The organism is Allorhizobium sp. NPDC080224 (assembly GCF_050281005.1).
Classification (GTDB): domain Bacteria; phylum Pseudomonadota; class Alphaproteobacteria; order Rhizobiales; family Rhizobiaceae; genus Allorhizobium.
The window spans coordinates 1,505,798-1,528,431 of record NZ_JBNNWJ010000001.1 but is presented as its reverse complement, the minus strand read 5'-3'; the positions used below and the strand labels follow the sequence as shown (position 1 = coordinate 1,528,431).

General features: G+C 60.9%; 21 protein-coding genes. 8 read left to right on the top strand and 13 right to left on the bottom strand.

The window, feature by feature from the left end; translation table 11 throughout:
• Positions 1-2 precede the first annotated feature (2 nt).
• Positions 3-542: a ubiquinol-cytochrome C chaperone family protein gene (locus ACQKP1_RS07580; RefSeq protein WP_203019978.1), complete on the bottom strand. Its 540-nt coding sequence runs from the start codon at positions 540-542 to the stop codon at positions 3-5.
• Positions 543-798: 256 nt separating this feature from the next.
• Here ACQKP1_RS07580 and ACQKP1_RS07575 point away from each other — a divergent pair, with 256 nt between their 5' ends.
• Complete coding sequence (locus tag ACQKP1_RS07575) at positions 799-1,287, top strand: outer membrane protein assembly factor BamE (protein WP_006727516.1); 489 nt, start codon at positions 799-801, stop codon at positions 1,285-1,287.
• 96 nt (positions 1,288-1,383) lie between these two features.
• Here the strand turns inward: ACQKP1_RS07575 and ACQKP1_RS07570 are convergent, their stop codons facing one another.
• The 4 genes from ACQKP1_RS07570 to ribH form a co-directional block, all read right to left on the bottom strand.
• Positions 1,384-3,522 (bottom strand): sodium-translocating pyrophosphatase, encoded by a 2,139-nt coding sequence (locus tag ACQKP1_RS07570; RefSeq protein ID WP_040300466.1) that lies wholly within the window; start codon positions 3,520-3,522, stop codon positions 1,384-1,386.
• Between the two features lie 154 nt (positions 3,523-3,676).
• A complete protein-coding gene (locus tag ACQKP1_RS07565) occupies positions 3,677-4,903 on the bottom strand; it encodes an MFS transporter (protein ID WP_427274802.1) in 1,227 nt (408 codons plus the stop codon).
• Between the two features lie 10 nt (positions 4,904-4,913).
• Complete coding sequence (nusB, locus tag ACQKP1_RS07560; RefSeq protein ID WP_006727513.1) at positions 4,914-5,393, bottom strand: transcription antitermination factor NusB; 480 nt, start codon at positions 5,391-5,393, stop codon at positions 4,914-4,916.
• 3 nt (positions 5,394-5,396) lie between these two features.
• Positions 5,397-5,855, bottom strand: coding sequence for a 6,7-dimethyl-8-ribityllumazine synthase (gene ribH / locus ACQKP1_RS07555; RefSeq protein WP_427274801.1), 459 nt, complete (start codon positions 5,853-5,855; stop codon positions 5,397-5,399).
• 328 nt (positions 5,856-6,183) lie between these two features.
• Here ribH and ACQKP1_RS07550 point away from each other — a divergent pair, with 328 nt between their 5' ends.
• Positions 6,184-6,546: a hypothetical protein gene (locus tag ACQKP1_RS07550; RefSeq protein ID WP_427274800.1), complete on the top strand. Its 363-nt coding sequence runs from the start codon at positions 6,184-6,186 to the stop codon at positions 6,544-6,546.
• A gap of 233 nt (positions 6,547-6,779) precedes the next feature.
• On the opposite strand, the gene ribD is transcribed toward ACQKP1_RS07550, so the two are convergent.
• The 4 genes from ribD to ACQKP1_RS07530 all read right to left on the bottom strand — a co-directional run bounded on the left by ribD (position 6,780) and on the right by ACQKP1_RS07530 (position 11,162).
• Positions 6,780-7,868, bottom strand: a complete 1,089-nt coding sequence (gene ribD, locus ACQKP1_RS07545; protein ID WP_427274799.1) for a bifunctional diaminohydroxyphosphoribosylaminopyrimidine deaminase/5-amino-6-(5-phosphoribosylamino)uracil reductase RibD — start codon at positions 7,866-7,868, stop codon at positions 6,780-6,782.
• A gap of 4 nt (positions 7,869-7,872) precedes the next feature.
• A complete protein-coding gene (nrdR, locus tag ACQKP1_RS07540) occupies positions 7,873-8,349 on the bottom strand; it encodes a transcriptional regulator NrdR (RefSeq protein ID WP_427274798.1) in 477 nt (158 codons plus the stop codon).
• A gap of 12 nt (positions 8,350-8,361) precedes the next feature.
• On the bottom strand, positions 8,362-9,651 hold the full coding sequence (gene glyA, locus ACQKP1_RS07535; RefSeq protein WP_427274797.1) for a serine hydroxymethyltransferase: 1,290 nt from the start codon (positions 9,649-9,651) through the stop codon (positions 8,362-8,364).
• A gap of 182 nt (positions 9,652-9,833) precedes the next feature.
• Positions 9,834-11,162, bottom strand: coding sequence for a L,D-transpeptidase family protein (locus ACQKP1_RS07530; RefSeq protein WP_427274796.1), 1,329 nt, complete (start codon positions 11,160-11,162; stop codon positions 9,834-9,836).
• Positions 11,163-11,488: 326 nt separating this feature from the next.
• On the opposite strand from ACQKP1_RS07530, the gene ACQKP1_RS07525 reads away from it, so the two are divergent.
• Complete coding sequence (locus ACQKP1_RS07525) at positions 11,489-11,875, top strand: hypothetical protein (protein ID WP_427274795.1); 387 nt, start codon at positions 11,489-11,491, stop codon at positions 11,873-11,875.
• Between the two features lie 74 nt (positions 11,876-11,949).
• On the opposite strand, the gene ldtR is transcribed toward ACQKP1_RS07525, so the two are convergent.
• Positions 11,950-12,459, bottom strand: coding sequence for a transcriptional regulator LdtR (gene ldtR, locus ACQKP1_RS07520; protein WP_054150565.1), 510 nt, complete (start codon positions 12,457-12,459; stop codon positions 11,950-11,952).
• Between the two features lie 132 nt (positions 12,460-12,591).
• Entirely contained in the window at positions 12,592-13,029 is a 438-nt protein-coding gene (locus ACQKP1_RS07515) for a DUF6163 family protein (RefSeq protein ID WP_427274794.1), read from the bottom strand.
• Between the two features lie 185 nt (positions 13,030-13,214).
• Here ACQKP1_RS07515 and hemB point away from each other — a divergent pair, with 185 nt between their 5' ends.
• The 3 genes from hemB to ACQKP1_RS07500 all read left to right on the top strand — a co-directional run bounded on the left by hemB (position 13,215) and on the right by ACQKP1_RS07500 (position 15,661).
• Positions 13,215-14,231, top strand: coding sequence for a porphobilinogen synthase (hemB, locus tag ACQKP1_RS07510; protein WP_203014757.1), 1,017 nt, complete (start codon positions 13,215-13,217; stop codon positions 14,229-14,231).
• 88 nt (positions 14,232-14,319) lie between these two features.
• Positions 14,320-14,778, top strand: coding sequence for an RDD family protein (locus ACQKP1_RS07505; RefSeq protein WP_427274793.1), 459 nt, complete (start codon positions 14,320-14,322; stop codon positions 14,776-14,778).
• Positions 14,779-14,899: 121 nt separating this feature from the next.
• Complete coding sequence (locus ACQKP1_RS07500; protein WP_427274792.1) at positions 14,900-15,661, top strand: arginyltransferase; 762 nt, start codon at positions 14,900-14,902, stop codon at positions 15,659-15,661.
• Positions 15,662-15,746: 85 nt separating this feature from the next.
• Here ACQKP1_RS07500 and ACQKP1_RS07495 read toward each other — a convergent pair whose 3' ends face one another.
• On the bottom strand, positions 15,747-16,790 hold the full coding sequence (locus tag ACQKP1_RS07495) for a class I SAM-dependent methyltransferase (RefSeq protein WP_427274791.1): 1,044 nt from the start codon (positions 16,788-16,790) through the stop codon (positions 15,747-15,749).
• 164 nt (positions 16,791-16,954) lie between these two features.
• Between ACQKP1_RS07495 and ACQKP1_RS07490 the strand changes: the two genes are divergently transcribed.
• Together ACQKP1_RS07490 and ACQKP1_RS07485 are read left to right on the top strand one after the other, a co-directional pair.
• On the top strand, positions 16,955-19,018 hold the full coding sequence (locus ACQKP1_RS07490; protein WP_427274790.1) for a putative bifunctional diguanylate cyclase/phosphodiesterase: 2,064 nt from the start codon (positions 16,955-16,957) through the stop codon (positions 19,016-19,018).
• A gap of 103 nt (positions 19,019-19,121) precedes the next feature.
• The gene (locus tag ACQKP1_RS07485; protein WP_427274789.1) at positions 19,122-20,264 is read left to right on the top strand and encodes a cyclic nucleotide-binding domain-containing protein; all 1,143 of its coding nucleotides are present in this window, start codon (positions 19,122-19,124) and stop codon (positions 20,262-20,264) included.
• 53 nt (positions 20,265-20,317) lie between these two features.
• On the opposite strand, the gene parC is transcribed toward ACQKP1_RS07485, so the two are convergent.
• A complete protein-coding gene (parC, locus tag ACQKP1_RS07480; protein ID WP_427274788.1) occupies positions 20,318-22,594 on the bottom strand; it encodes a DNA topoisomerase IV subunit A in 2,277 nt (758 codons plus the stop codon).
• Positions 22,595-22,634: the final 40 nt, after the last annotated feature.

Sequence of the window (22,634 nt, the reverse complement as noted above, 5' to 3'; positions counted from 1 at the left end):
GCTCAGGTTCCCGGGACGGCCAGGCGGGCCATGCCCGTCTCGATTTCGTTTTCATCCAGCGCCGCCAACGCCTGCTCGGCTGCAAACATCCAGTCGGCCAGCGCCTGCATGGAGGGAGCCGCCTCGCCTTCTTCGGGATGAATGTTGCGCTTCAGCGCGGTCGCAAGCGCTTCGCGGTCGTTTTTATCCAGTGCCGCCGCGTAGGACTCCAGTCGACCATAATACATGCCGGCGAGCTTCTTCATGCGCTTCGGCACGCCGGGATCGCCGACACCCAATTCGCGGATGGAGTGATCGACATCCTCGAAGAAGGCATCGATGATGTTCTGAGCGATCTCCTGGCCGCTGCGCGGAGATTTCGCCGTGCGGCGGAAATAGAGAATCAACATGATTGTCAACATCTCGAACCGGCCGATCACGGTGTCCGGAACATTCATGTCGAGATAAAATGCCGGCGTGCGCGCAGCCGCCGTCAGCGCCCCATACTGGCGCTCGACGATCACTTGATTGTTTCTTTTCTGCCGAAAGAAGCCGAATACCATCCAATTCCACCAAAAAGAGCCGACCGAAGTGGTGAGCCCGGACGTGGTCGTGTTGCATGATTGCGAAAGCTGGTTTACCGAAGCAGGCGTGAATTGCAATGCCGATATCCGGCACGGATGCCGCATCTCGCGGCAGATTGACCGGCAAATTGGCAGCGCAGGCTTTGCGGCGGCTTTCCCCGGAAAGGCCACAATGCTATGCGCAGAAGCGATCCGGCACCGAAAGGCGCCATCGACAGTCATGGGAGACGTTTGAGTGGATATCAGGATTTTCAAGTCGGACAGGAAGCTCCTGAGCACGACCGCACTTGCTCTTGCCGTCACCATCGGCCTCTCCGCCTGCCAGACCTCAGAGGTCTTCCACAACGGTTATGTCGTTGACCAGGCAGCACTTGATCTGGTGCCGGTCGGCTCCAGCCGCGAACAGGTCCTTCTTTCGCTCGGCACGCCGTCGACCACGGCAACCTTCGACGGCGAGGTCTTCTACTACATCTCCCAGAAGCGTACCCGCCCGGTCGCCTTCATGAAGCAGCAACTTGTCGACCAGCAGATCCTCGCGATCTACTTCGACAAGGACGGCGTCGTCGCGCAGCGCGCGAACTACACCCTGCAGGACGGCAAGGTGTTCGATACGATCTCCCGCACGACGCCGACCGGCGGTCGCGATCTCACCTTCCTGCAGCAGCTGCTGGCCGGTGGTGGTGGCGCAGCCAACAGCGTCCGCAACATTCTGGGTGGCAACTAAGGCCATCCGCCAAGGGGCTCTCCCCCTCAACCGTCGAGACATGAAAAAAGACCGCGGAAGTTTCCTTCCGCGGTCTTTTTGTTTGGCCTCGTCGCCTCAGCCCGCGAGAACAGCGAGCAGCAGAAGTGCGACGATGTTGGTGATCTTGATTGCCGGATTGACGGCAGGGCCTGCAGTATCCTTGTAGGGATCACCGACCGTATCACCGGTGACGGAAGCCTTGTGCGCGTCAGAACCCTTCAGGTGCTTGACGCCATCCTTGTCGATGAAGCCGTCTTCGAAGCTCTTCTTCGCATTGTCCCAGGCGCCACCGCCCGAGGTCATGGAGATCGCGACGAAGAGGCCGTTGACGATGACGCCGAGCAGCGAGGCGCCGAGGGCGGCAAAGGCGGAAGCCTTGGAGCCGGAGATCAGGAGCACGCCGAAATAGACGACGAGCGGCGCCAGAACCGGCAACAGCGACGGGATGATCATTTCCTTGATCGCGGCGCGGGTCAGGATGTCGACCGCCCGGCCATAGTCCGGCTTTTCGGTCCCCTGCATGATCCCCGGCTTGTCGCGGAACTGCTGGCGGACTTCCTCGACGATCGAGCCGGCCGCACGACCGACCGCGGTCATGGCGATGCCACCGAAGAGGTAGGGGATCAGACCGCCGAAGATGAGGCCGGCAACGACATAGGGGTTGGAGAGATCAAAAGAGATCGACCCCATGTCCGCGAAATAAGGATACTGGGCGCTGTTCGCGGCAAAGTAAGCCAGGTCGTTGGAATAGGCAGCGAAAAGGACGAGAGCGCCGAGGCCAGCAGAGCCGATGGCATAGCCCTTCGTGACGGCCTTGGTGGTGTTGCCGACGGCATCGAGCGCGTCGGTCGACTTGCGCACCTCAGGCGGCAGGTGCGACATTTCGGCGATGCCGCCGGCATTGTCGGTCACCGGGCCGAAGGCGTCGAGGGCAACAATCATGCCGGCAAGGCCAAGCATGGTGGTCACGGCGATCGCGGTCCCGAAGAGGCCGGCGAGCTGGAAGGTCGCAATGATACCGCCAACGATGACGATGGCAGGAAGCGCAGTGGATTCCAGCGAGACCGCCAGACCCTGGATGACGTTGGTGCCGTGACCGGTGACCGAGGCCTGAGCGATCGAGTTCACCGGACGCTTGTTGGTGCCCGTGTAGTATTCGGTGATCACGACAATCAGCGCGGTCACCACGAGGCCGAGAATGCCGCAAATGAACAGGTTCATCCCGGTGATGTCGGTCCCGGCGACGGTGCCGATTGAACCCCAGCCGATGGTCAGAGAGGTTGCGATCGCGAGGCCAGCCACCGACAGGAGGCCGGTGACGATCAAGCCCTTGTAGAGCGCACCCATGATCGAGCCGCTGGTGCCGAGCTTGACGAAGAAGGTGCCGATGATCGAGGTGATGATGCAGGCGCCGCAGATGGCGAGCGGATAGATCATCGCAATATCGAGCACGGCCGAACCGGCAAAGAAGATCGCAGCCAGAACCATGGTGGCAACCACCGAGACCGCATAGGTCTCGAACAGGTCGGCGGCCATGCCGGCGCAGTCGCCGACATTATCACCGACATTGTCAGCGATGGTGGCCGGGTTGCGTGGATCGTCTTCGGGAATGCCGGCTTCCACCTTGCCGACGAGGTCCCCACCGACGTCGGCGCCCTTGGTGAAGATACCGCCGCCCAGACGGGCGAAGATCGAAATCAGCGAGGCGCCGAAGCCGAGCGCGACGAGCGCATCGATAACGGCACGTGAGCCGCTTTCATGACCGAGGATTGCGGTCAGGATATAGAAGTAGATGGAAACGCCCAGCAAAGCGAGGCCCGCGACCAGCATGCCGGTGATGGCGCCAGACTTGAACGCGATGTCGAGACCGGCCGCCAGACTATGCGAGGCGGCCTGAGCGGTGCGCACATTGGCGCGGACCGAGACATGCATGCCGATGAAGCCGGCAGCGCCGGACAAGACGGCGCCGATCAGAAAGCCGATGGCAGCCGTGCCGGACAGAAGAAGCCAGGTAGCGACGAATACGACGGCGCCGACGATCGCGATGGTCAGGTATTGCCGAGTGAGGTAAGCCTGAGCACCCTCGCGAATATAGCCTGCAATTTCCTGCATCCGGGCATTGCCCTGATCAGCGGCCAGAACCGAGCGCGTCGCCCAGACCGCATAGACCACAGACAGCAACCCGCATAAAATTACGCCTAGAAGAACCGTCATTCGCAATACCCTCCCGTATTGCCCGCGCCTCACTCATCGCGGGCCGTGACTCGCAGACTCAGGCCCCCTCCTCTGAGACCTCGTCAACGCGTGGCGAGATTGCGTCGCGCTTTTAGCGACGTCAAGTACGCATATTTTACAGTGGGGTGGGAACTCAGGCGGCTTTGCGGGCCGCCGCGCGAAGCTGGAGAACGACCAGCAGGAGGCAGGTGATCGTGATCGGCCAGATCACCAGATTCATCACCGACCAACCGAAGGCGGTGAAGACCTTGCCCGAGGAGAAGGACGAAAGTGCTACGGTCGAGAACAGAATGATGTCGTGGAAACCCTGCACCTTGTCGGCCTCGGCCGGACGATAGCTCGAGGCGACGATCGCGGTGGCACCGATAAAGCCGAAGTTCCAGCCGATGCCCAGCAGAACGAGCGCGCCCCAGAAGTTCCAGAGCGCAATGCCCATATGGGCGATAACGGCGCAGGCCATGAGGATCAGCAGACCGCCGGCAACGACCTTCTCGGCGCCAAAGCGGGTGATCAACATGCCGGTGAAGAAGCTTGGCGCGAACATGGCGATGACGTGCCATTGTATGCCGAGCGTCGCCAGGTCCGACGAAAATCCGCAGCCGATGACCATCGCGAGCGGCGCACCGGTCATCATGAAGGTCATCAGGGCATAGGAACTGATGCCGCAGATCATGCCAGTCATGAAGCGTTGGGTCATGACGATTTCGCGCAGCGGGCGCACGGGGCCTGAAGCTTCCGCCTTCTTGTCGGCAAGGCTCGGCAGCTTCAGGAAGAAGAGGACACCTATCGCGCAGAGCAGCAGAGGCACCATGCCGAGGAAGGCGCCGGCGAAGGTCACAGGCGCGAGCGCATCCTTGAACCAGATGGCGATCTGCGGTCCGGCAATGGCAGAGATGATCCCCGCAGCAAGGATCCACGAAATCGCCTTGCCCTTGTAGAAGCTCGGCGATGCGTCGGCGGCGGCGAAGCGGATCTTCTGGGTGAAGCCCCCGGATATGCCCATGAGCAGCAGAGAGAAGGCGAAGAGCCAGAAGTTCGACTGGATGAGCGCAAAGGCGGCCAGCGCACTACCGAGCGCCCCCATCAAGGCGCCTACCATGAAGCTTTCGCGGCGGCCAAGAACGCGGGAGGCCGCGGCCACCACGATCGCACCGACGGCCACGCCGATGTTAAAACCCGTCAGCGGCGCGGTCGACAGCGACTTATCGGCGCCGAGCATCTGGAAACCGGCGAGACCACCGACGGCAAAGGCGAGCGGCGGTGCGGAACCGAGGATTGCCTGCGCTACGGCGAGCAGCCCGACGTTACGCTTGGCTGTCGAAAGTTGTCCGTCCAGCCCTGCCTCAGTCGCGATGCTCATCCGTCTGTTCCTACTTTTGCGCTGGAGCGCGAACCTGCTTTGCAATCCGGTCGAGAACGGCGTTGACCAGCTTCGGCTCGTCTTCGGTGAAGAAGGCCTGCGCGATCTCGACATATTCCGTTACGATGACCGCAATGGGTACATCCTTGCGCTCGATCAATTCGAAAGTGCCGGAACGCAGAATGGCGCGCACGGTGCTATCCATGCGCGACAAAGACCAGTCGTCCTGCAAGGCGCCACGGATCAACGGGTCGATCTTCGTCTGGTCGCGAACGACGCCCGCAACGATCGAGCGAAACCAAGAAGCGTCCGCTTTCAGATACGTCTCGCCGTCGACCTCCTGGCCGAGACGGTGCGCCTCGTATTCCGCCACGACCTCAAGCACGCCGGAACCGGCGATGTCCATCTGGTAGAGCGCCTGAACGGCCGCGAGGCGGGCGGCGCCGCGCTGGTTTGCCGGCTTTACCGGATGCTTGCCTTCGCCCGTCATCACTCAGCCACCCAGCTTCTTTTTCAGTTCGATCATGGACAGCGCTGCGCGCGCCGCAAAGCCGCCCTTGTCCTTCTCGCTGCGCTTGACGCGCGCCCAGGCCTGCTCGTCGTTCTCGACGGTCATGATGCCGTTGCCGATCGGCAGCGATTCCGAAACAGCGAGATCCATCAGCGCCCGCGAGGATTCGTTGGCAACGATGTCGAAATGATAGGTCTCGCCACGGATGACCATGCCAAGCGCGACAAAGCCATCATACTGCGTCCCCTCGTCGTCCATGGCATCCAGCGCCATGGCGATCGCCGGCGGGATTTCGAGCGCACCCGGCACGGTGATGACATCGAAGGTCGCGCCGGCCTCGTTCAGCGCGTGCTTGGCGCCATCCAGGAGAGCGTCCGACATATCGTCATAGAAGCGTGCCTCGACGATCAGCAAATGCGGCGATGCCGTCTTGTTTCCCATGGGTCTGATCCGATCTTGAATGTGATAGCGGCCCCTGGCCGAACAGAAACGCGGTCAAACCACGCCGTTTCCCGGAAGGCAAGTGTTTTTGCTGAGGGCCGGACCTGCGCTCCTGGCAAGGCTTATTGCGTCAGGCCAATCTTCGCCCGGGATCGATTGTTCCACTCTCGCTAATGCAGGCGGAAATCGGGCAGCCCGCGTGACAAATGTTTAATGGAATTCAGGGGCTTAGAGCCAGGATTTCGCCACAAACCGACACCACCTTCAGTCCTGCAAGCGAGCGACGGAATCCCCCGCCATCGCGAACATCCTCGAAAGGAACAGGGCCATGAATCGCTTTGCAACCGTTCTGAGTGCCTCAGCATTGTCGGCCATTGCTTTCGGCGCCGAGAGCTTTGCCGCCATGCCTTCTGCAGCCGGCATGCCCGACAGCAGCATCGAAACCACCATCCAGACCATGTCGCCCAAGGACTTCAACGTCATCCGCCTCGACTCGCTGAAGACCCATGATACGGCACGTGAACGCTTCGCAAGCGTGTCTCCGACCTCACAGGAAGCCCGGCACGTTCAAGCCGCCGTCATCGCCAACCGCTCTCTTGCCCAGAAGCTTGAAGGTCAGAAGGTCGAGCTGACCAATATCGTTGGCGCCGAGCAGGCGGCAGACGGAGGCGTCACCTTCTACGTCCGCTGATCAGCGTTCGTCTCCCTCCATACCCAATCTGTCTCCCCCCGTGTCTTCGGACACGGGGCTTTTCGGGTATGATGGAACCTTTGATGGTGCCCACGTGTTTCCAGTCATGAAAGGCGCCCTGAGGAGGTTGCCTCACAACACGAAAGATGGAGGCACCCCATGGGTCGCGGCATTCTTCTCTGGCTGATCGGCGTACCGATCCCCCTTATCATTCTTTTCCTGCTGTTCTTCCGTTAAACCCAGGCAGACGCAGGCAGTCTCTCAAAAATCTGCAGCCGGTCGCTTCCGATCTGTCTCTCGTCGATCTTGACGAAACCGGCAGGCAGGCGGCCGGCTGAAATCGGTGAGGGAATACCACCTTCCCCGATCGTCACCGGAGAATCGTAGAGTTCGATCCGGTCGACTATTCCTCGCGCCAGCATGTCGGTCGCGACACGCGCGCCACCTTCCACCATCAGTGACGACACACCCCGCTGCGCGAGCGCGCCGAGCAATTCCTCGACGCCCGGAACCTCCATAATTTCGACGGCCATCTCCGCAAGAGCAACACGATTGCCTGTGGCTGAAGGCTCGACGGCCACGAGAACAGGCACATCCTGCGCCGTTCTCGCCAGCTTGGATGTCACCGGCAGCTCCGCCTTGCGATCGAGAACGATCCTCAGCGGTGAAGCGCTTTCGAGACCCGGCAAGCGGACCGTCAGTTCAGGATCATCGGCGAGCGCGGTGCCGATGCCGACCAGGATCGCATCACTCTGGGCCCGCAGGCGATGCACGGCTTCGCGCGCTTCGGCACCCGTGATTGCCACCTGGCCTACGCCAGCGCGCCCCAGCATCCCATCGGACGAAATGGCAAGTTTCAGAATCACTTGCGGACGTCCCTTCGTCTGCCGGGTGAGATAACCCGCCATGGCCCGACGCGCCTCTTTCTGCAGGATGCCGATGGTCACCTCGATATCGGCATCGGCCAGGATCTTCAGCCCCCGCCCCGACACACGCGGATCGGGATCCGCCACCGCCACCACGACTCGGGCAATACCGGCGGCGACGATGGCATTGGCACAAGGCGGCGTCTTGCCATGATGCGAGCAGGGTTCGAGCGTGACATAGGCTGTCGCCCCCCTCGCCTTCTCGCCGGCTTCCGCAAGTGCCTGTGGTTCTGCATGAGGGCGTCCACCGAGTGCGGTCACGCCGCGACCGACGACCTCGCCATCCTTGACGATCACGCATCCGACGGAGGGGTTGGGGCCGGTGCGACCGACATGCGTCAGGGAGAGCTCAATTGCCTCCCGCATATGCCGTTCGTCGCGGGCGGTGATGGACACGTTGTCAGTCCGCCGTGCTGTCTCGGGAGATCTTGGCGTTGATCTCGGAGATGACGTTTTCGAAATCCTCGGCATGGCTGAAGTCGCGATAGACCGAGGCGTAGCGCACGAAGGCCACGTCATCGAGGGTCTTCAGGGCTTCGAGCACCTGCAGACCGATTTCTTCCGAGGAGATCTCGGTCTCGCCGGAGCTTTCAAGGCGGCGCACGATGCCGGAAACGGCGCGCTCAATGCGGTCCGCATCAACAGGGCGCTTGCGCAGTGCGATCTGGAAAGACCGCACCAGCTTGTCGCGGGCGAAGGGTGCCTTGCGGCCGGTCTTCTTCAAGACCATCAGCTCGCGCAGTTGGACCCGTTCGAAGGTGGTGAAGCGCCCCCCGCAATCCGGACAGATGCGCCGCCGGCGGATGGAGGTGTTATCCTCCGCCGGTCGCGAGTCCTTGACCTGGGTTTCATCCGATCCGCAGAAGGGGCAGCGCATCAGCCTAATGCCTTACATGTAGGGGTACATCGGGAAACGGTCGGTGAGAGCCACGACCTTCTCGCGAACCGCACCTTCGACGGCGGCATTGCCTTCATCCGAATTGGCGACCTTCAGGCCGTCGAGCACTTCGACGATCAGGTTGCCGATTTCGGTGAACTCGGCTTCCTTGAAACCGCGTGTGGTGCCAGCCGGCGTGCCGAGGCGGATACCCGAGGTGACGAAGGGCTTTTCCGGGTCGAAGGGGATGCCGTTCTTGTTGCAGGTGATGTAGGCGCGGCCAAGGCCCGCTTCCGCACGCTTGCCGGTGGCGTTCTTCTTGCGAAGATCGACCAGCATCAGGTGGTTATCTGTGCCGCCCGAGACGATGTCGAGGTTGTGCTTGATCAGCGTGTCGGCGAGAACCTTGGCGTTCTTCACGACCTGAGCTGCATAGTCCTTGAACTCGGGCTGCAAAGCTTCACCGAAGGCAACGGCCTTGGCGGCGATGACATGCATCAGCGGACCGCCCTGGAGCCCCGGGAAGACGGCCGAGTTGAACTTCTTTGCCAGATCCTCGTCGTTCGTCAGGATCATGCCGCCGCGCGGACCACGGAGCGACTTGTGGGTCGTGGAGGTGGCAACATGGCAATGCGGGAATGGCGACGGATGCTGGCCACCGGCGACGAGACCGGCGATGTGCGCCATGTCGACCATGAGATAGGCGCCGACCGAGTCAGCGATTTCGCGGAAGCGCTTCCAGTCCCAGGTGCGGGAGTATGCGGTGCCACCGGCGATGATCAGCTTCGGCTTGTGCTGCTCGGCCTTCTTGGCCACATCTTCCATGTCGAGCTGGTGGTCGTCTTCACGCACACCGTAGGAGACGACGTTGAACCACTTGCCGGACATGTTGACCGGCGAACCATGGGTCAGGTGACCGCCCGAGTTCAGGTCGAGGCCCATGAAGGTGTCGCCGGGCTGCAGCAGCGCCAGGAAGACGGCCTGGTTCATCTGGCTACCGGAGTTCGGCTGAACGTTGGCGAAGTTGACGCCGAAGAGCTTCTTGGCGCGTTCGATCGCCAGTTCTTCGGCAATGTCAACGAACTGGCAGCCGCCGTAGTAGCGCTTGCCCGGATAGCCCTCGGCGTATTTGTTGGTCATGATCGAGCCCTGGGCTTCGAGCACGGCGCGGGAGACGATGTTCTCAGAGGCGATCAGCTCGATCTCGTGACGTTGACGACCGAGTTCCTTCTCGATCGCACCGAAAATCTCCGGGTCGGTATCGGCGAGAGAACGAGAAAAGAAGGCATCGTTGTTCGACATGATCGCTGGCTCCTCAAAAGCGTTTGATGCTGTGGGGTCTTAAACTTCCGCAGTCACGAGAGCAATACGGAGAGCGACATTTGCAGATCAATTGACGCGCGGGGGCGAATGGCCGCAGCCCCGAAAAAAGAAAAGCCGCGCACGAGGCGCGGCTTGGGATCGGTCAAGTGCGGCAGAGCCCCTTATTGCAGCGGAACGAAATCTTCTTCCACGGAACCTGCAAACTGCTCGACGCCGATATTGGCCTGCAGCGCGAGCTGCGCGTCGCCGTCCTTCTGATAGATGTCGTCGCGGAACTGGACGATGTTGTCACGGGTCGACCAGGCGCTGATGTAGACGATGTAAACAGGCACTTCTTCGGCCAGTTTGATCGGGTTGTTCTGGCGGGTCGTGATGACGCGCTCGATCTCCTGGCGTGACCAGCCGGGCGTGTCGCGCAGCAGCCATGTGACGAGGTCACGCACGTTCTGCACGCGGATGCAGCCCGAGGATTCAAACCGCATGAGCTTGTTGAACAGGCCCTGCTGGGGCGTGTCATGCATGTATTCGTTGTGCGGATTGTGGAAGTCGATCTTGGTCGATGCCATAGCGTTGATCTTGCCGGGATCCTGACGGAACATCAGGTTCGGCGCCTTGGCCGCATTCCAATCGACCGTTTCCGGCGCAACTTCCCGGCCGCTGTTATCGAACAGGCGGATGGCGTTGCGCGTCAGATAGGTCGGATCCTTGCGCATCAACGGCACGATGTCCTTCTCGATGATCGAGCGAGGCGCCGTCCAGTAAGGGTTCAGAATGACCTGATAGATCTTCGAGTTGATCATGTGGGTCGGGCGGTCGATACGGCCGACGACGGCGGTGTTGCGCAACGCGACGCGATCGTTCTCGACGGCTTCGACGGAGGCACCGGGAACGTTGACCGTCACGTAACGGCGGCCGAGATCGCCGGACATCGACTGCAGGCGAACGAGATTGGTATTGAGCTGGTTCAGGCGGACATCAGCACCGACATTCAGCGCCTTGACGGTGAACTCGCCGAGGACACCGTCCTCCGGCAGACCGTGACGAGCCTGAAAGCGCTTGACCGCGCCCTCTACGTAGGAATCGTAGGAGTTGGACATGCCGGCTTCGCGCGGCAGGTCGCCCGAGATCATCAGGCGCTGGCGCAGGCTCTGCACAGAGGGGTCCGTGGCGCCGATGCGCAAGGCCGACGGTGCGTTAATCGTAGGCCAACCGCCATTCGAGACGATCATCTGGTGCTGGCCGATCGCCTGCTGCATGTTGACGAGGTTGCTCGCGCTCAGCATCGGCGTGTTCGACGTGACGGCGGCAACAGAACGCGATGCCTGGGCGTCAAACTGGTCATCCCAGTTGCCGCGACGCGGTGCATTGATCAAGTCATTGACCGTGTCCTGAGCCAGGGCCTGTCCGGTGAATGCCGCAGCACCGGCAGCGGCGGCACCACGCAGCAGGGAGCGGCGCGAGAGAGCAACAATTCCAGACGTCTTGGACATATTTCCTACCGTTTCATCCTGAACCTGTCCCAAACGCATACCGCGCCATGGTTAACAAAGCGCAGCCAGAGAGGCAGGGACATCCATTTCGGGGTCGATCGGAGGCTATCGACGCACCTCCGTTCCTAGTCTCGGCGGTCCCATATCAATATGGCCAATTCGTGTCACCAAGGGGTTGTGTCACGGGAGTGTGTAGACCGTATCCGGGGCTATCGGGCTCAAGTAGTCCCGCCCAAAGATCGTCGTCGAGACATGGTTCAGACTGCTTGCTCGCGCCCGGGTTCGCTGATTCACTTAGATGTGAGCGGTGATTTGCGGGGGCTTTGATGGAAGAGGTCGATGACAGTGTGGTGGTGTTCAGCTTTGAGGATGGGTGGCGCATCGTCGAGCTACTGACCAAATTCGACTATCAGCGCGAAGGCGGTTTGATGGGCAATTGCGTCGGAATGTTTTATGACGGGCCTCATACCATCTATTCCCTCCGCAACTCGCTCAACGAGCCGAGAGCCAACATTTTGCTTGTGGGCCGTGAGGTCACAGAGGTCGCTGGTCGATACAACACGGTTCTCAAACCGAAGTACACAAAACGGGTGAAACGGTTTCTTGCCGAGCGCGGCTACACGGTAGCACCGACAGCGTTTCTCATCACGGAACTGCGGTCAAGAAACGTCGGACGAACCCAAAACGAGACAAGGCGCTACGGTGCAGGCTGAACCCGCGACCTAGCGCCTTCTCAATGCCACCGCATGACTGGAGGAAATGCGTGGGTGTCTCAGCCTCTCGTGGATTAGAGGCGGTACATGATCGAGTCGTTCCAGAAGCGGTCGAGGCGCTGCAGAAGCTTGTTCATCTGGGTGAACTCGTCGGTGCCGATGCCGCCGACTTTCTGGATCGAGCCGATGTGGCGCTCGTAAAGCTTGGCGACGGTCTCGGCGATTTCCTGGCCGGCATCGGTCAGGCTGATGCGGACCGAGCGACGGTCGACGCGTGAGCGCTGGTGGTTGATGAAGCCGAGATCGACAAGCTTCTTGACGTTGTAGGAGACGTTCGAGCCCAGGTAATAACCGCGCGAGCGCAGTTCACCGGCGGTCAGTTCCGAATTGCCGATGTTGAAGAGCAGGAGTGCCTGGACGGCGTTGATGTCGGAGCGACCCTTGCGGTCGAACTCGTCCTTGATGACGTCGAGAAGGCGGCGGTGAAGACGCTCGACGAGGTGGAGGGATTCGAGGTAGAGCGAACGGATCGCTTCTTCCTGCGGGTCGAGAGTGGCCGGCTGCGGCTTGAGCTTGGTGTTCATATCGGTCTGCCTCACTGTTTTGTTTGGCGGTGTTGGTTTTTTCTCCCGCCTTGGTGAGGACCGTATCCAATGCGCATAAAATTCTATTTAAAACGCAGGCTTAACAGAGGCTTACTAAAGCCCAGCCTGTGATCAGGGTAAATCAACCGTTATACGCTCCTGCTTGTGTCTCCCTTCGAGCCACAACGCCAGGCGGAAAAGAACGAAGACGACGAAGACCGCGGAATGCATGGTGACGGCCAGCGTGTTACGGCCGAAGATCTCCGGCCAGACGGTGAACATCAGCATCTGGCCGCCTGCCGCGAGCAGCCACATGACCGGGCCCCAGGAGCCCGCGACCCAAAGCCCGAGGGCGGCGACCGGAAACACGACCGCAAGCCCCGTGGCCGCCACACGCCAGGGTGTGGACAAGAGGTCGAAGCGGCCAAGCCCGCTCTGGCTGTAGCCGACGAGGAGAGCCCAGTACTGCAGGCCGAACCACAGGCAGGACAGCGCCACCACGCGCAGGAAGAGCACGAAAATGGTCTCAGTGAGACTGCGAATGGGTGTCTGCGACGAATCAGCTTCCATGGGAAGGAAGATAAGCTGGGGACACCCCCTCCGCCAGCGCGGCTGCGGCGCCCTCCCCTGCTGATGTCATCGCCCCCGCCGAGCCATTGTCGATAAGACGTAGATCACCCGCCGTCAGGCTTCCGTTTTGCAAGCATCCATCGGCGTGCTAATCAGCAGCCGAAGACAGACCAAGGATCGCGAACATGACGGACAAGACACATCAGGTAGACGACGTCACCGGCCACCGGCGCATGCGCCGTCTGCGCAAGTCCGACTGGCAGCGCCGCATGGTTCTGGAAAACCGGTTGACCGTCGATGATCTGATCTGGCCGATCTTCGTCGTGCCGGGCTCCGGCATCATGGAGCCGATCGCGGCGATGCCCGGCGTTTTCAGGATGAGCGCCGACAAGGCGGTCGAGGCAGCCAGGGAAGCGGCCGACCTCGGCATTCCGGCACTCGCGACTTTCCCGAATGTGGAAATGGAGCTGCGCGACCAGACAGGCTCGGAGGTGTTGAAGAGCAACAATCTCCTCAATCAGGTGACCGCTGCAATCAAGAAGGCGGTTCCCAATATCGGCGTGATTACCGATGTGGCACTCGATCCCTTCACCAGCCACGGCCATGACGGCATTCTGCGGGATGGCGAGATCGTCAATGATGAGACGGTCGACCAGCTGGTGCGCGCCGCTATCGCCCAGGCCGATGCCGGGTCCGACATCATCGCGCCCTCCGACATGATGGACGGACGTATCGGCGCGATCCGCCGGGGGCTGGATGCTGCCGGTCATCAGAGCGTCGGCATCATGTCCTACGCCACCAAGTTCGCCTCCTGCTACTACGGCCCTTACCGCGAGGCGATCTCGACCAGCGGCCTCCTGAAGGGTGACAAGAAGACCTATTACATTGATCCGGCCAACGGCACCGAGGCCGTGCGCGATGCAGCGCTCGACGTCGAGGAAGGCGCCGACATGCTGATGGTCAAGCCTGGCCTTCCCTATCTCGACATCTGCTGGCGCCTGAAGGAGAGCTTCGGCCTTCCGGTCTTCGCCTATCAGGTCTCCGGCGAATACAGCCAGATCAAGGCTGCGGCGGCAAATGGCTGGATCGACGGCGAGCGCGCCATGCTCGAAACCTTGCTCTGCTTCAAGCGCGCCGGCTGCGACGGGATCCTCACCTATTTCGCGCCCGAGGTTGCACGCCTGCTGGCGAAACAGGGCTGAGGTTCACCCGGCGCGGATGACCCTCACGGATTATTGTATTCGTGATCGGGCTCCCCATATCTGAGACACAACCTTAAAGGAGCCAGATATGAGCCTCGACAGCAATTCGTCCTATGCCGCCCCCGAAGACTGGCGCGCCTATAGCGGCGTGCTCTCGCGGCGCGTCTTTGCCTTTCTCGTCGACTATCTCTTCATAGGCCTTCTCTGGATTCCGGCGGCCGTGGTGGTGTTCTTCCTTGGTATCCTGACGCTCGGTCTCGGCTGGCTTCTCTATCCGATCCTGTTCTTCGTCGTCGCCGGTCTCTATTTCGGCATGTCGCTTGCGGGCCCGTCCCAGGCCACGCCGGGCATGCGGATGATGGGCATTGCCATGGTCCGCCTCGATGGTCGCAAGATCGACTTCGTCACGGCGATCGCCCACCTCGCGCTGTTCTGGATCCTCAACTCCGTGCTGACGCCGCTCGTGCTTCTCGCCGGCCTGTTCATCGAGCGTTCGCGCCTGGTACACGACCTGCTGCTCGGCACGGCTGCGGTACGAACCTACTGATCACGCTCGGCGCGTCATCCGAGACAATGCACTCCGGCGTCTCGCCGGAGTGTTGACCTTTTTCATTCTTGCGCCATCCTACCTGTGACAGGTCACGCCAAAGGATTCTCTTCATCCGCATATGAACACGCAGACCAGCCCCTCTCCGCAATTCTACCTGACGGCGCCTGCACCGTGCCCGTATCTTTCGGGAGAGATGGAGCGGAAGGTGTTCACCCACCTGGTCGGGCAGCGGGCGACCGAGATGAACGATCTCTTGACACAAGGCGGCTTCCGTCGGTCTCAAAACATCGCCTATCGACCGGCCTGTGAATCCTGCCGCGCCTGCGTGTCTGTCCGTGTCCTGGTCAATGAGTTCGAACTGAGCCGCGGTTTCAGGCGCGTCGAGGCCACCAATGCAGATCTTGTCTCCACCGTCTTTCCAGCCCAGCCTTCAACCGAGCAGTTTTCTCTCTTCCGCCACTATCTCGATCATCGGCATCAGAACGGCGGCATGTCCGACATGTCGGCGCTCGACTATGCGATCATGGTCGAGGATAGCCATGTGCAGACGCGGGTCATCGAATACCGCCTGCGCGTCCCCGGCGACGGAATTTCCGCTCAGCCGCGCGGCGAACTGATCGCAGTTGCGCTGTCCGACCTGATGAGCGACGGGCTCTCGATGGTCTATTCGTTTTACAATCCGGAAATGGAAAAACGGTCACTCGGCACGATGATGGTGCTCGACCACATTCGTCGGGCCAAGGCGCTCGGCCTGCCGCATGTCTATCTCGGCTACTGGGTGCAGGGCTCGAAGAAGATGGGCTACAAGACACGTTTCCAGCCGCAGGAACACCTGATGCATCAGGGCTGGACACGTTTCCCCCTCGATTCCGAGGGCTGAAGCCAGAAATAGTCGCGGAAGAAAAGTCCCATTTTAGGACAGGGCAGCCCTTCGCAGATCAAACGCTGCGAAGGGCTGTTTCATTTCAGGACAGTTTACGGATGATGCCGTAGACGATGTTCTTGTTCTGGCCGAAGCGGAGCGAGCACTCGACGTCGAGGCCTTCTGTCGTCGCCCGCATGATGCGCCACATTTCTTCTTCCGAACGCAGCAACAACGCCCAGTTCATGAAGGTTTCCATATAGCCGTCATCCGGCACTTCCTGGGAGAAGTTCGCAAACAGGAAGGTACCGTTCGGCTTCAGCATCTGCAGGCAACGCTGCGAGAGCTTGATGGCAACTTCGTCGGCGAGATAGTCGTAGAGACCGGCCGCATAGACGAAGTCGAAGGTTCCGAGCGTCTGCGCGCGGGTCAGCACCGTACGGACTGAGCCGTTGACCGCTTCAACCGCAGTCCCGGCGAATTCGCTGGCGACGGCGCCAACGCTCATCGGGTCCTGATCCAGCGCAATCCACCGCTTGATCGCCTTGTCCTTCAGGGCCTGCGACATGCTACCTTCACGCAGATGGCCAGCTGCAATCGTCAGGATTTCCGCCTCTCCGCCGCGAGAAGACGCCACGTCGTCAACGAATTGAGCGAGCAGATCTCGGCGTTCACGCACTGCAACGCATGCCGGCGACTGGCTGGTGAAGGCATGGACTTCCTTGCCCATCGGGCTTGCCGCATCCAGCATCGGCTGGACCGAAGGATGGCCATAGATGAAGTCGAGGAGACCCGCGTCACCCGAGTAACCGCGCGGCTTTTCGAAAGACCAGCGGGTGAATGGATCCTCATGGAAATGGCGGGCGATGGCATGGTTCTGGGCCACCGGGATGAGTTGCTCCCAGACCTTGGGAGAAAATCGGTTGCGGATTTCGTGGAGGCCGGTCAGCAAGCGGAGCATGATCTGGCTGACGGCAGTTTTCTGCTCGAACTGCTGCTCCGCAACACGAAGGTGAAGTGCCATTTCGGCACGTGCCAGAGCAAGATCCTTATCGGTGGCATCGACCGAAGTCGAAAAGACCGTCGCCGCAATAGAGTCCGGCGTGATGAGGCTCTGTCCGTCGAATGCAATCTTTACATCACTCACACTTCGCTCCTTATTTAGTCAAAACTCACATTAATTCTTTGTAAACCATAATCGCGGATGGCAATAAGTGCACTCCGAATTTAGTCAGACTTTAAAACATAGTTAACACGTGGGCGAGCTAGTGTAGACGAGCGCATGACGTGCGCGGTGACGATGGAGTCGTGATGGATCGGGTCATCAAGAACCCAGTGCGCGGAAATCGCGTCACAAACCCGCACATGCACAGCGGGTCTACAGCTGATTCCGCATGGAGCGACGGTTCGAATTACAGCCCTCCTGCAGTCGATGCCAAGACCATCACCCTCCCTGCCCTGAACGCGCTGTACCAGACGCATCGTAGCTTCACGCAGTTGCGCCAGACCCGTCAGGGTCTGTGGCTTGCGGCGCTCGTCTACCTTCTCTTCGGCGTCGCGGATGCCTTCCTTTTGCCAGATGTGGCAGTCCAGACTGTCACGGCACGACTGATTGCGGCGATCCTCGCAATCTCGGTCATGGAGGTCTGCGTGGCGCGGCGGGTCGGCCTCCATTGGGTCGATCTCAGTTGCGCCGCAACTGTTGTCGTCGGATATGTTGCCTGGCTCATTCCGGCGACCTACACCACGGCTGAGGATGCATTCCGGTATTACATGCTGTTCGGCACCATCTTCATGATGAGTGCAAACCTGTTCTTCAATCTCGTCTTCCGGCTGTCGGTCATGACGTCGGCAACGATCCTCGTCATCTTCCTCTACAGCATGCTGCATGCGCCCGCATTGTCGCTGGAACAGACCGTAGTCGTCGTCCTGTTCTATGCATCCTGCTTCCTCTTCACCTCCTACGTGAACTGGAAGCTCAACGAGGAACGCTACAACGTCTTTCTCAATGCGGTGGAAGCGGCTCATCAGCACACTGAGGCTGAGAAACGTGGGGAAGCTCTGGAGCGTCTCTCCAACACCGACTACCTCACCGGCATGGAAAACCGCCGCGCTGTGGACAAGCGCCTTCGCGACTACTGGAACGACTGGCAGAGCGAAGGAAAGGCCTTTGCGGCGATCCTGGTCGATGTCGACTTCTTTAAGAAATACAATGATTTCTACGGCCATCAGGCCGGCGACCGCTGCCTGATCCTGGTCGCGAGCGTGCTCAACGACACACTGAAGCCGCTCAACGCTTCGGTCGGCCGCTATGGTGGCGAAGAGTTTATCGTGCTGTCGCGCGTCACGGGCCGCGATCAGGTCATGGCACTCTGCGAGATCATCCGCAGCGCCGTCGAGGGATTGCATCTCGTCCATGACCAGCGGCGCGATGGCCAGGCGGTGGTGACCGTCAGTGTCGGCGCCTCCTATACGCGTCCGCAGAGCGGCCCCAAGCTCGAGCGCATCATCAACGAGGCGGATCGGGCGCTCTATTCGGCCAAGGCGAATGGTCGAAACTGCATCCGGCTGTTCAACCCGAACGATCCGCTGACCAGCGACGACAACGAGAATATCGCAGCGACGCTCCGGATGGCGGTCAAGAACGACCTCGTGCATCTGGTCTACCAGCCGATCCAGAACCTGCGCACCGGCCGCGTCGAAGCGGTCGAGTCGCTGATGCGTATGAAGATGGTCGACGGCACGCCGCTGTCGCCGGCCCAGTTCATCCCCGTCGCCGAACGCACGGGTGCGATCCTCGATCTCGGCCTCTGGGCGATCCGCCGAGCCTGCACCGAAGTGCTGGCAACCGGCATAGCGCCGATGGCGAGCGTCAATGTCTCGGCCATTCAGCTCAAGTCGCGCGGCTTTGCTCTGGCCGTTTCGACGATCCTCGAAGAGACCGGCGTTTCCGGTTCGCAGCTCGCCTTCGAAATCACCGAAGGCATCGACATGGAGGGGCAGTCGGATGTCATCCGCTGCATCACCGATCTGCAGGCGCTCGGGATCCGCATCTGGCTCGACGACTTCGGCACAGGCTTTGCCGGCCTCTCCTGGCTGCGCCTCTTCCCCTTCGACACCGTCAAGATCGACCGCTCCTTCCTGCAGGATGCCCGCCGTCCGGCAGGGCGCGCCATGCTCGAGGACATCATCCGCCTCATCCGCAATCGCGGCCTGAAGATCCTGATCGAGGGCCTGGAGACGGCCGACCATGTCGAGCTGATGCACGAACTCGGGATCGAACTCGGACAGGGCTATTATCTCGGCCGCCCAGTGCCGATCGACGAAGTCAAGATCAAGTCCTTTCCGCGACTGGCGAGCGTGTCCGGTCTTTAAGGGCGAGTGCTGATTGACCCCAGAAATGGACGATCGACACCTCTGCGTTTCCTGAACGAAATCAGTAGTATCCGGCCAGATTCCAATCTGGACGGATACACGCATGAGCACGGTCGACGCAACGCAACGGGCCGGACAGCCTGATTTTGCCGAGAAGCTGCTGAAAGACACCTCCATCAGGGTGAGCGACAGCTATCTCGACGCCTTCCGCAGCCATGTCGATCCGGTGCACCATGAAGCCGGTACGATCCTCTTCCGCAAGGGAGACGATAGCCACTTTGCCATCCTGATCGCCGAGGGCGAGATCGAGGTCTATGACGAGGAGAGCGGCAATGTTCTCGCGATCGCCGGCGAAGGGTCCCTTATCGGGGAACTGGGGCTGATCAGCGGAGATCCGCGCAGTGCTTCGGCCAGAACGCTGACACCGCTGCGTGGCTGGACAATCGACCGCGCGCAGTATCGCGAGTTTCTCAGCGATCGGCCCGAGCTCGCCACCCTCTTCTTCCGCAAGATCTATGCTCAGCTGTCGGCGAGTTACGGCAAGCTCAGGCAGCAGTTCGTGGCGCTCGAAGAGGCTGATCGGCGCTATCACGCGCTCGCCTTCCTCTTCGTCACCATGGTTCTGATGATCAACATCTACGCTCTAGTGAACAGCCTCATCCTGACCAATCTCAAGGTAACCCATCAGTCGCAGGTGATGTTCTGGACTTCGCGGGTGATGGAAGTCTGGGGCGCCTTCGTCATCTGGGGACTGACCGTGCGCTGCGGTCTGACGCGACACGACATGGGCATCCGGATGGAGAACCTCTGGAAATCGGTTGGCATGGGACTGGCCATCAGCGCCGTCGCTCTGGCCGCCATGGCCTATTTCCGTACCCTTCTCTATCCCGAGCTTCAGGGAACGCCGGTCATCGACCCGAAGCTGGTGACGATCACCGTCTACACCTACATCATCGTCGCGCCACTCCAGGAATGGATCTGCCGCGGGGTGCTGCTGACGGCGATTGCCGATCTGATGCCGGGCAAAACCCGCCCGATGTCGGCGATCGTGATCACCTCGCTGATCTTCTCCACGCTGCATCTGCACTATTCCCAGTCGCTCGCCGTCGTCGCCCTCGTCTCCGGCATCGTCTGGGGCTGGCTGCACCTGAAGTATCGCAACCTCGCCGGCCCCATCGTCTCGCATTTCATCCTGGGCAATGCAGCAACGATGATGGGGATCTGGTCGATCTGGGAGCGTGGCTGACACAGAAAAGCCGGCCGCGAGACGACCGGCCGTCATTGTGTGAGGCCTTGTGATCAGCCCGAGAATTTGCCGCTGCGCGGGAAGCCCTTCGGGACGAGGCGGCCGGCAGACGCGCGATCGCCCTGCCATTCGACGAGTTCATCCTTCGTCTTGGTGAAAGTGCGTCCGGCACTGTCGGCCCAGGTCAGACCGTCTGCCATCGCGAAGAACTTGACGTCGGAGATGCCGCCATCCTTGTAGCGCTGCAGGCGCACGCCCTTGCCGCGGGTCATTTCCGGGATCTGTATCAGCGGGAAGACCAGCAGCTTGCGGTTTTCGCCGACCACAGCCAGATGATCGCCGCTGACGGGCACCACGAGCTTTGCCTCGTCCGGCATGCCGACATTCATGATCTGCTTGCCCTTGCGGGTGTTGGCGACGACCTCGCCTTCCGGCACGATGAAGCCGTTGCCGGCCGTCGAGACGAAGATCAGCTTGCGGCTGGCATCGTGCACGAAAGCGGTCAGCACGTCCTGGTCGTTTTCCATGTCGACCATGATGCGCAGCGGCTCGCCATGGCCACGGCCACCGGGCAGCTTGTCGCCGCCAAGCGTGTAAACCTTGCCACCCGTTGTCACGAGGAGGATCTTGTCTGTCGTCTGGGCCGGGAAGGCAACCTTTAGCGCGTCGCCTTCCTTGAAAGTCAGCGACGAGGTGTCGGAGATGTGGCCCTTCAGCGCGCGGATCCAGCCCTTCTCGGAGATGACGACGGTGATCGGTTCCTTTTCGATCATCGCCTGCTGGATCGCTTCGACATCCGCACTCGGAGCGTCGGAGAAGACGGTGCGGCGGCGTCCGAGCTCGGTCGCCTTGGCGTATTTCTTCTTCACCTCGCCGATTTCCCAGGCGACGGTCTGCCACTGCTTGTCATCGGAGGCGAGCAGGGATTCGATCTCGGCCTTCTCGGCCGAGAGCGCCTCATGCTCCTTGCGGATCTCGAATTCCTCGAGCTTGCGAAGGTTGCGCAACCGCATGTTGAGGATGGCTTCGGCCTGGTTGTCGGTCAGATCCCATTTGGCGATCAGCACAGGCTTAGGCTCGTCCTCCTCGCGGATGATCCGGATCACCTCGTCGAGGTTGAGATAGGCGATCAAGAGGCCGCCGAGGATTTCCAGGCGCCGGTCGATGGCGGCCAGACGGAACTTCGAACGACGGATGAGCACGTCCTTGCGGTGGGCGAGCCACTCGGTCAGCACCTCGTTGAGGGCCATGACCTTGGGCACCTTGCCCTGGGACAGCACGTTCATGTTGAGCGGAATACGGCTTTCGAGCTCGGTGAGCTTGAAGAGCGATTCCATCAGCAGCGTGGCGTCGACCGTGCGGCTCTTCGGCACCAGCACAAGACGAACATCTTCCGCACTTTCGTCGCGCACGTCTTCCAAGAGCGGCAGGCGGCGGGCGATGAGCAGTTCGGCAATCTTTTCGATCAGGCGCGACTTCTGCACCTGGAAGGGGATCTGGGTGACGATGATCTGGTAGCCGCCGCGGCCAAGGTCTTCCGTCTCCCATTTGGCACGGACGCGGAAACCACCGCGGCCGGTGCGATAGGTCTCGAGCATCGAGGCGCGGCTCTCGACGATCACGCCACCGGTCGGGAAGTCGGGTCCTTCGATGCCGCCGCGTTCCGGATGGGCGGGATCTGCCAGCAGCTCCTCGACGGGGGCACCTGGGTTCTTGATCAGATAGAGGGCCGCATCGCAGAGCTCATGGGCATTGTGCGGCGGAATGGACGTCGCCATGCCGACCGCGATCCCCGAGGCACCATTGGCGAGCAAGTTCGGGAAAGCGCCCGGCAGAACCGTCGGCTCGTCGTCTTCCTCGTTATAGGTCGGGCGAAAATCGACAGCATCCTGGTCGATGCCTTCGAGCAAAAGGGCCGCGACGTCGGTCATGCGGGCTTCGGTGTAACGATAGGCGGCTGCACTGTCGCCGTCGATATTGCCGAAGTTGCCCTGCCCGTCCACCACCGGATAGCGCTGGGAGAAGTCCTGCGCGAGGCGCACCAGCGCATCATAGACCGACTGGTCGCCATGCGGGTGGAACTTACCGATGACGTCGCCGACGATACGGGCGCATTTCTTGAACGCCGAGTTCGGGCGGATGCCCATCTCGCTCATCGCGTGGATGATGCGGCGATGCACGGGTTTGAGCCCGTCGCGGACGTCCGGCAGCGCGCGATGCATGATCGTCGACAAGGCATAGGCGAGATAACGCTCTTCGAGCGCCGCCTTCAGGTCGACCGGAAGAATGTGATCGCCACCCTCATCGGGCGGAAGCTGATTTGTCCCCATGGGTTTCCCCTAGCGGAGAAGACCCGCAACAGCAAGGAAT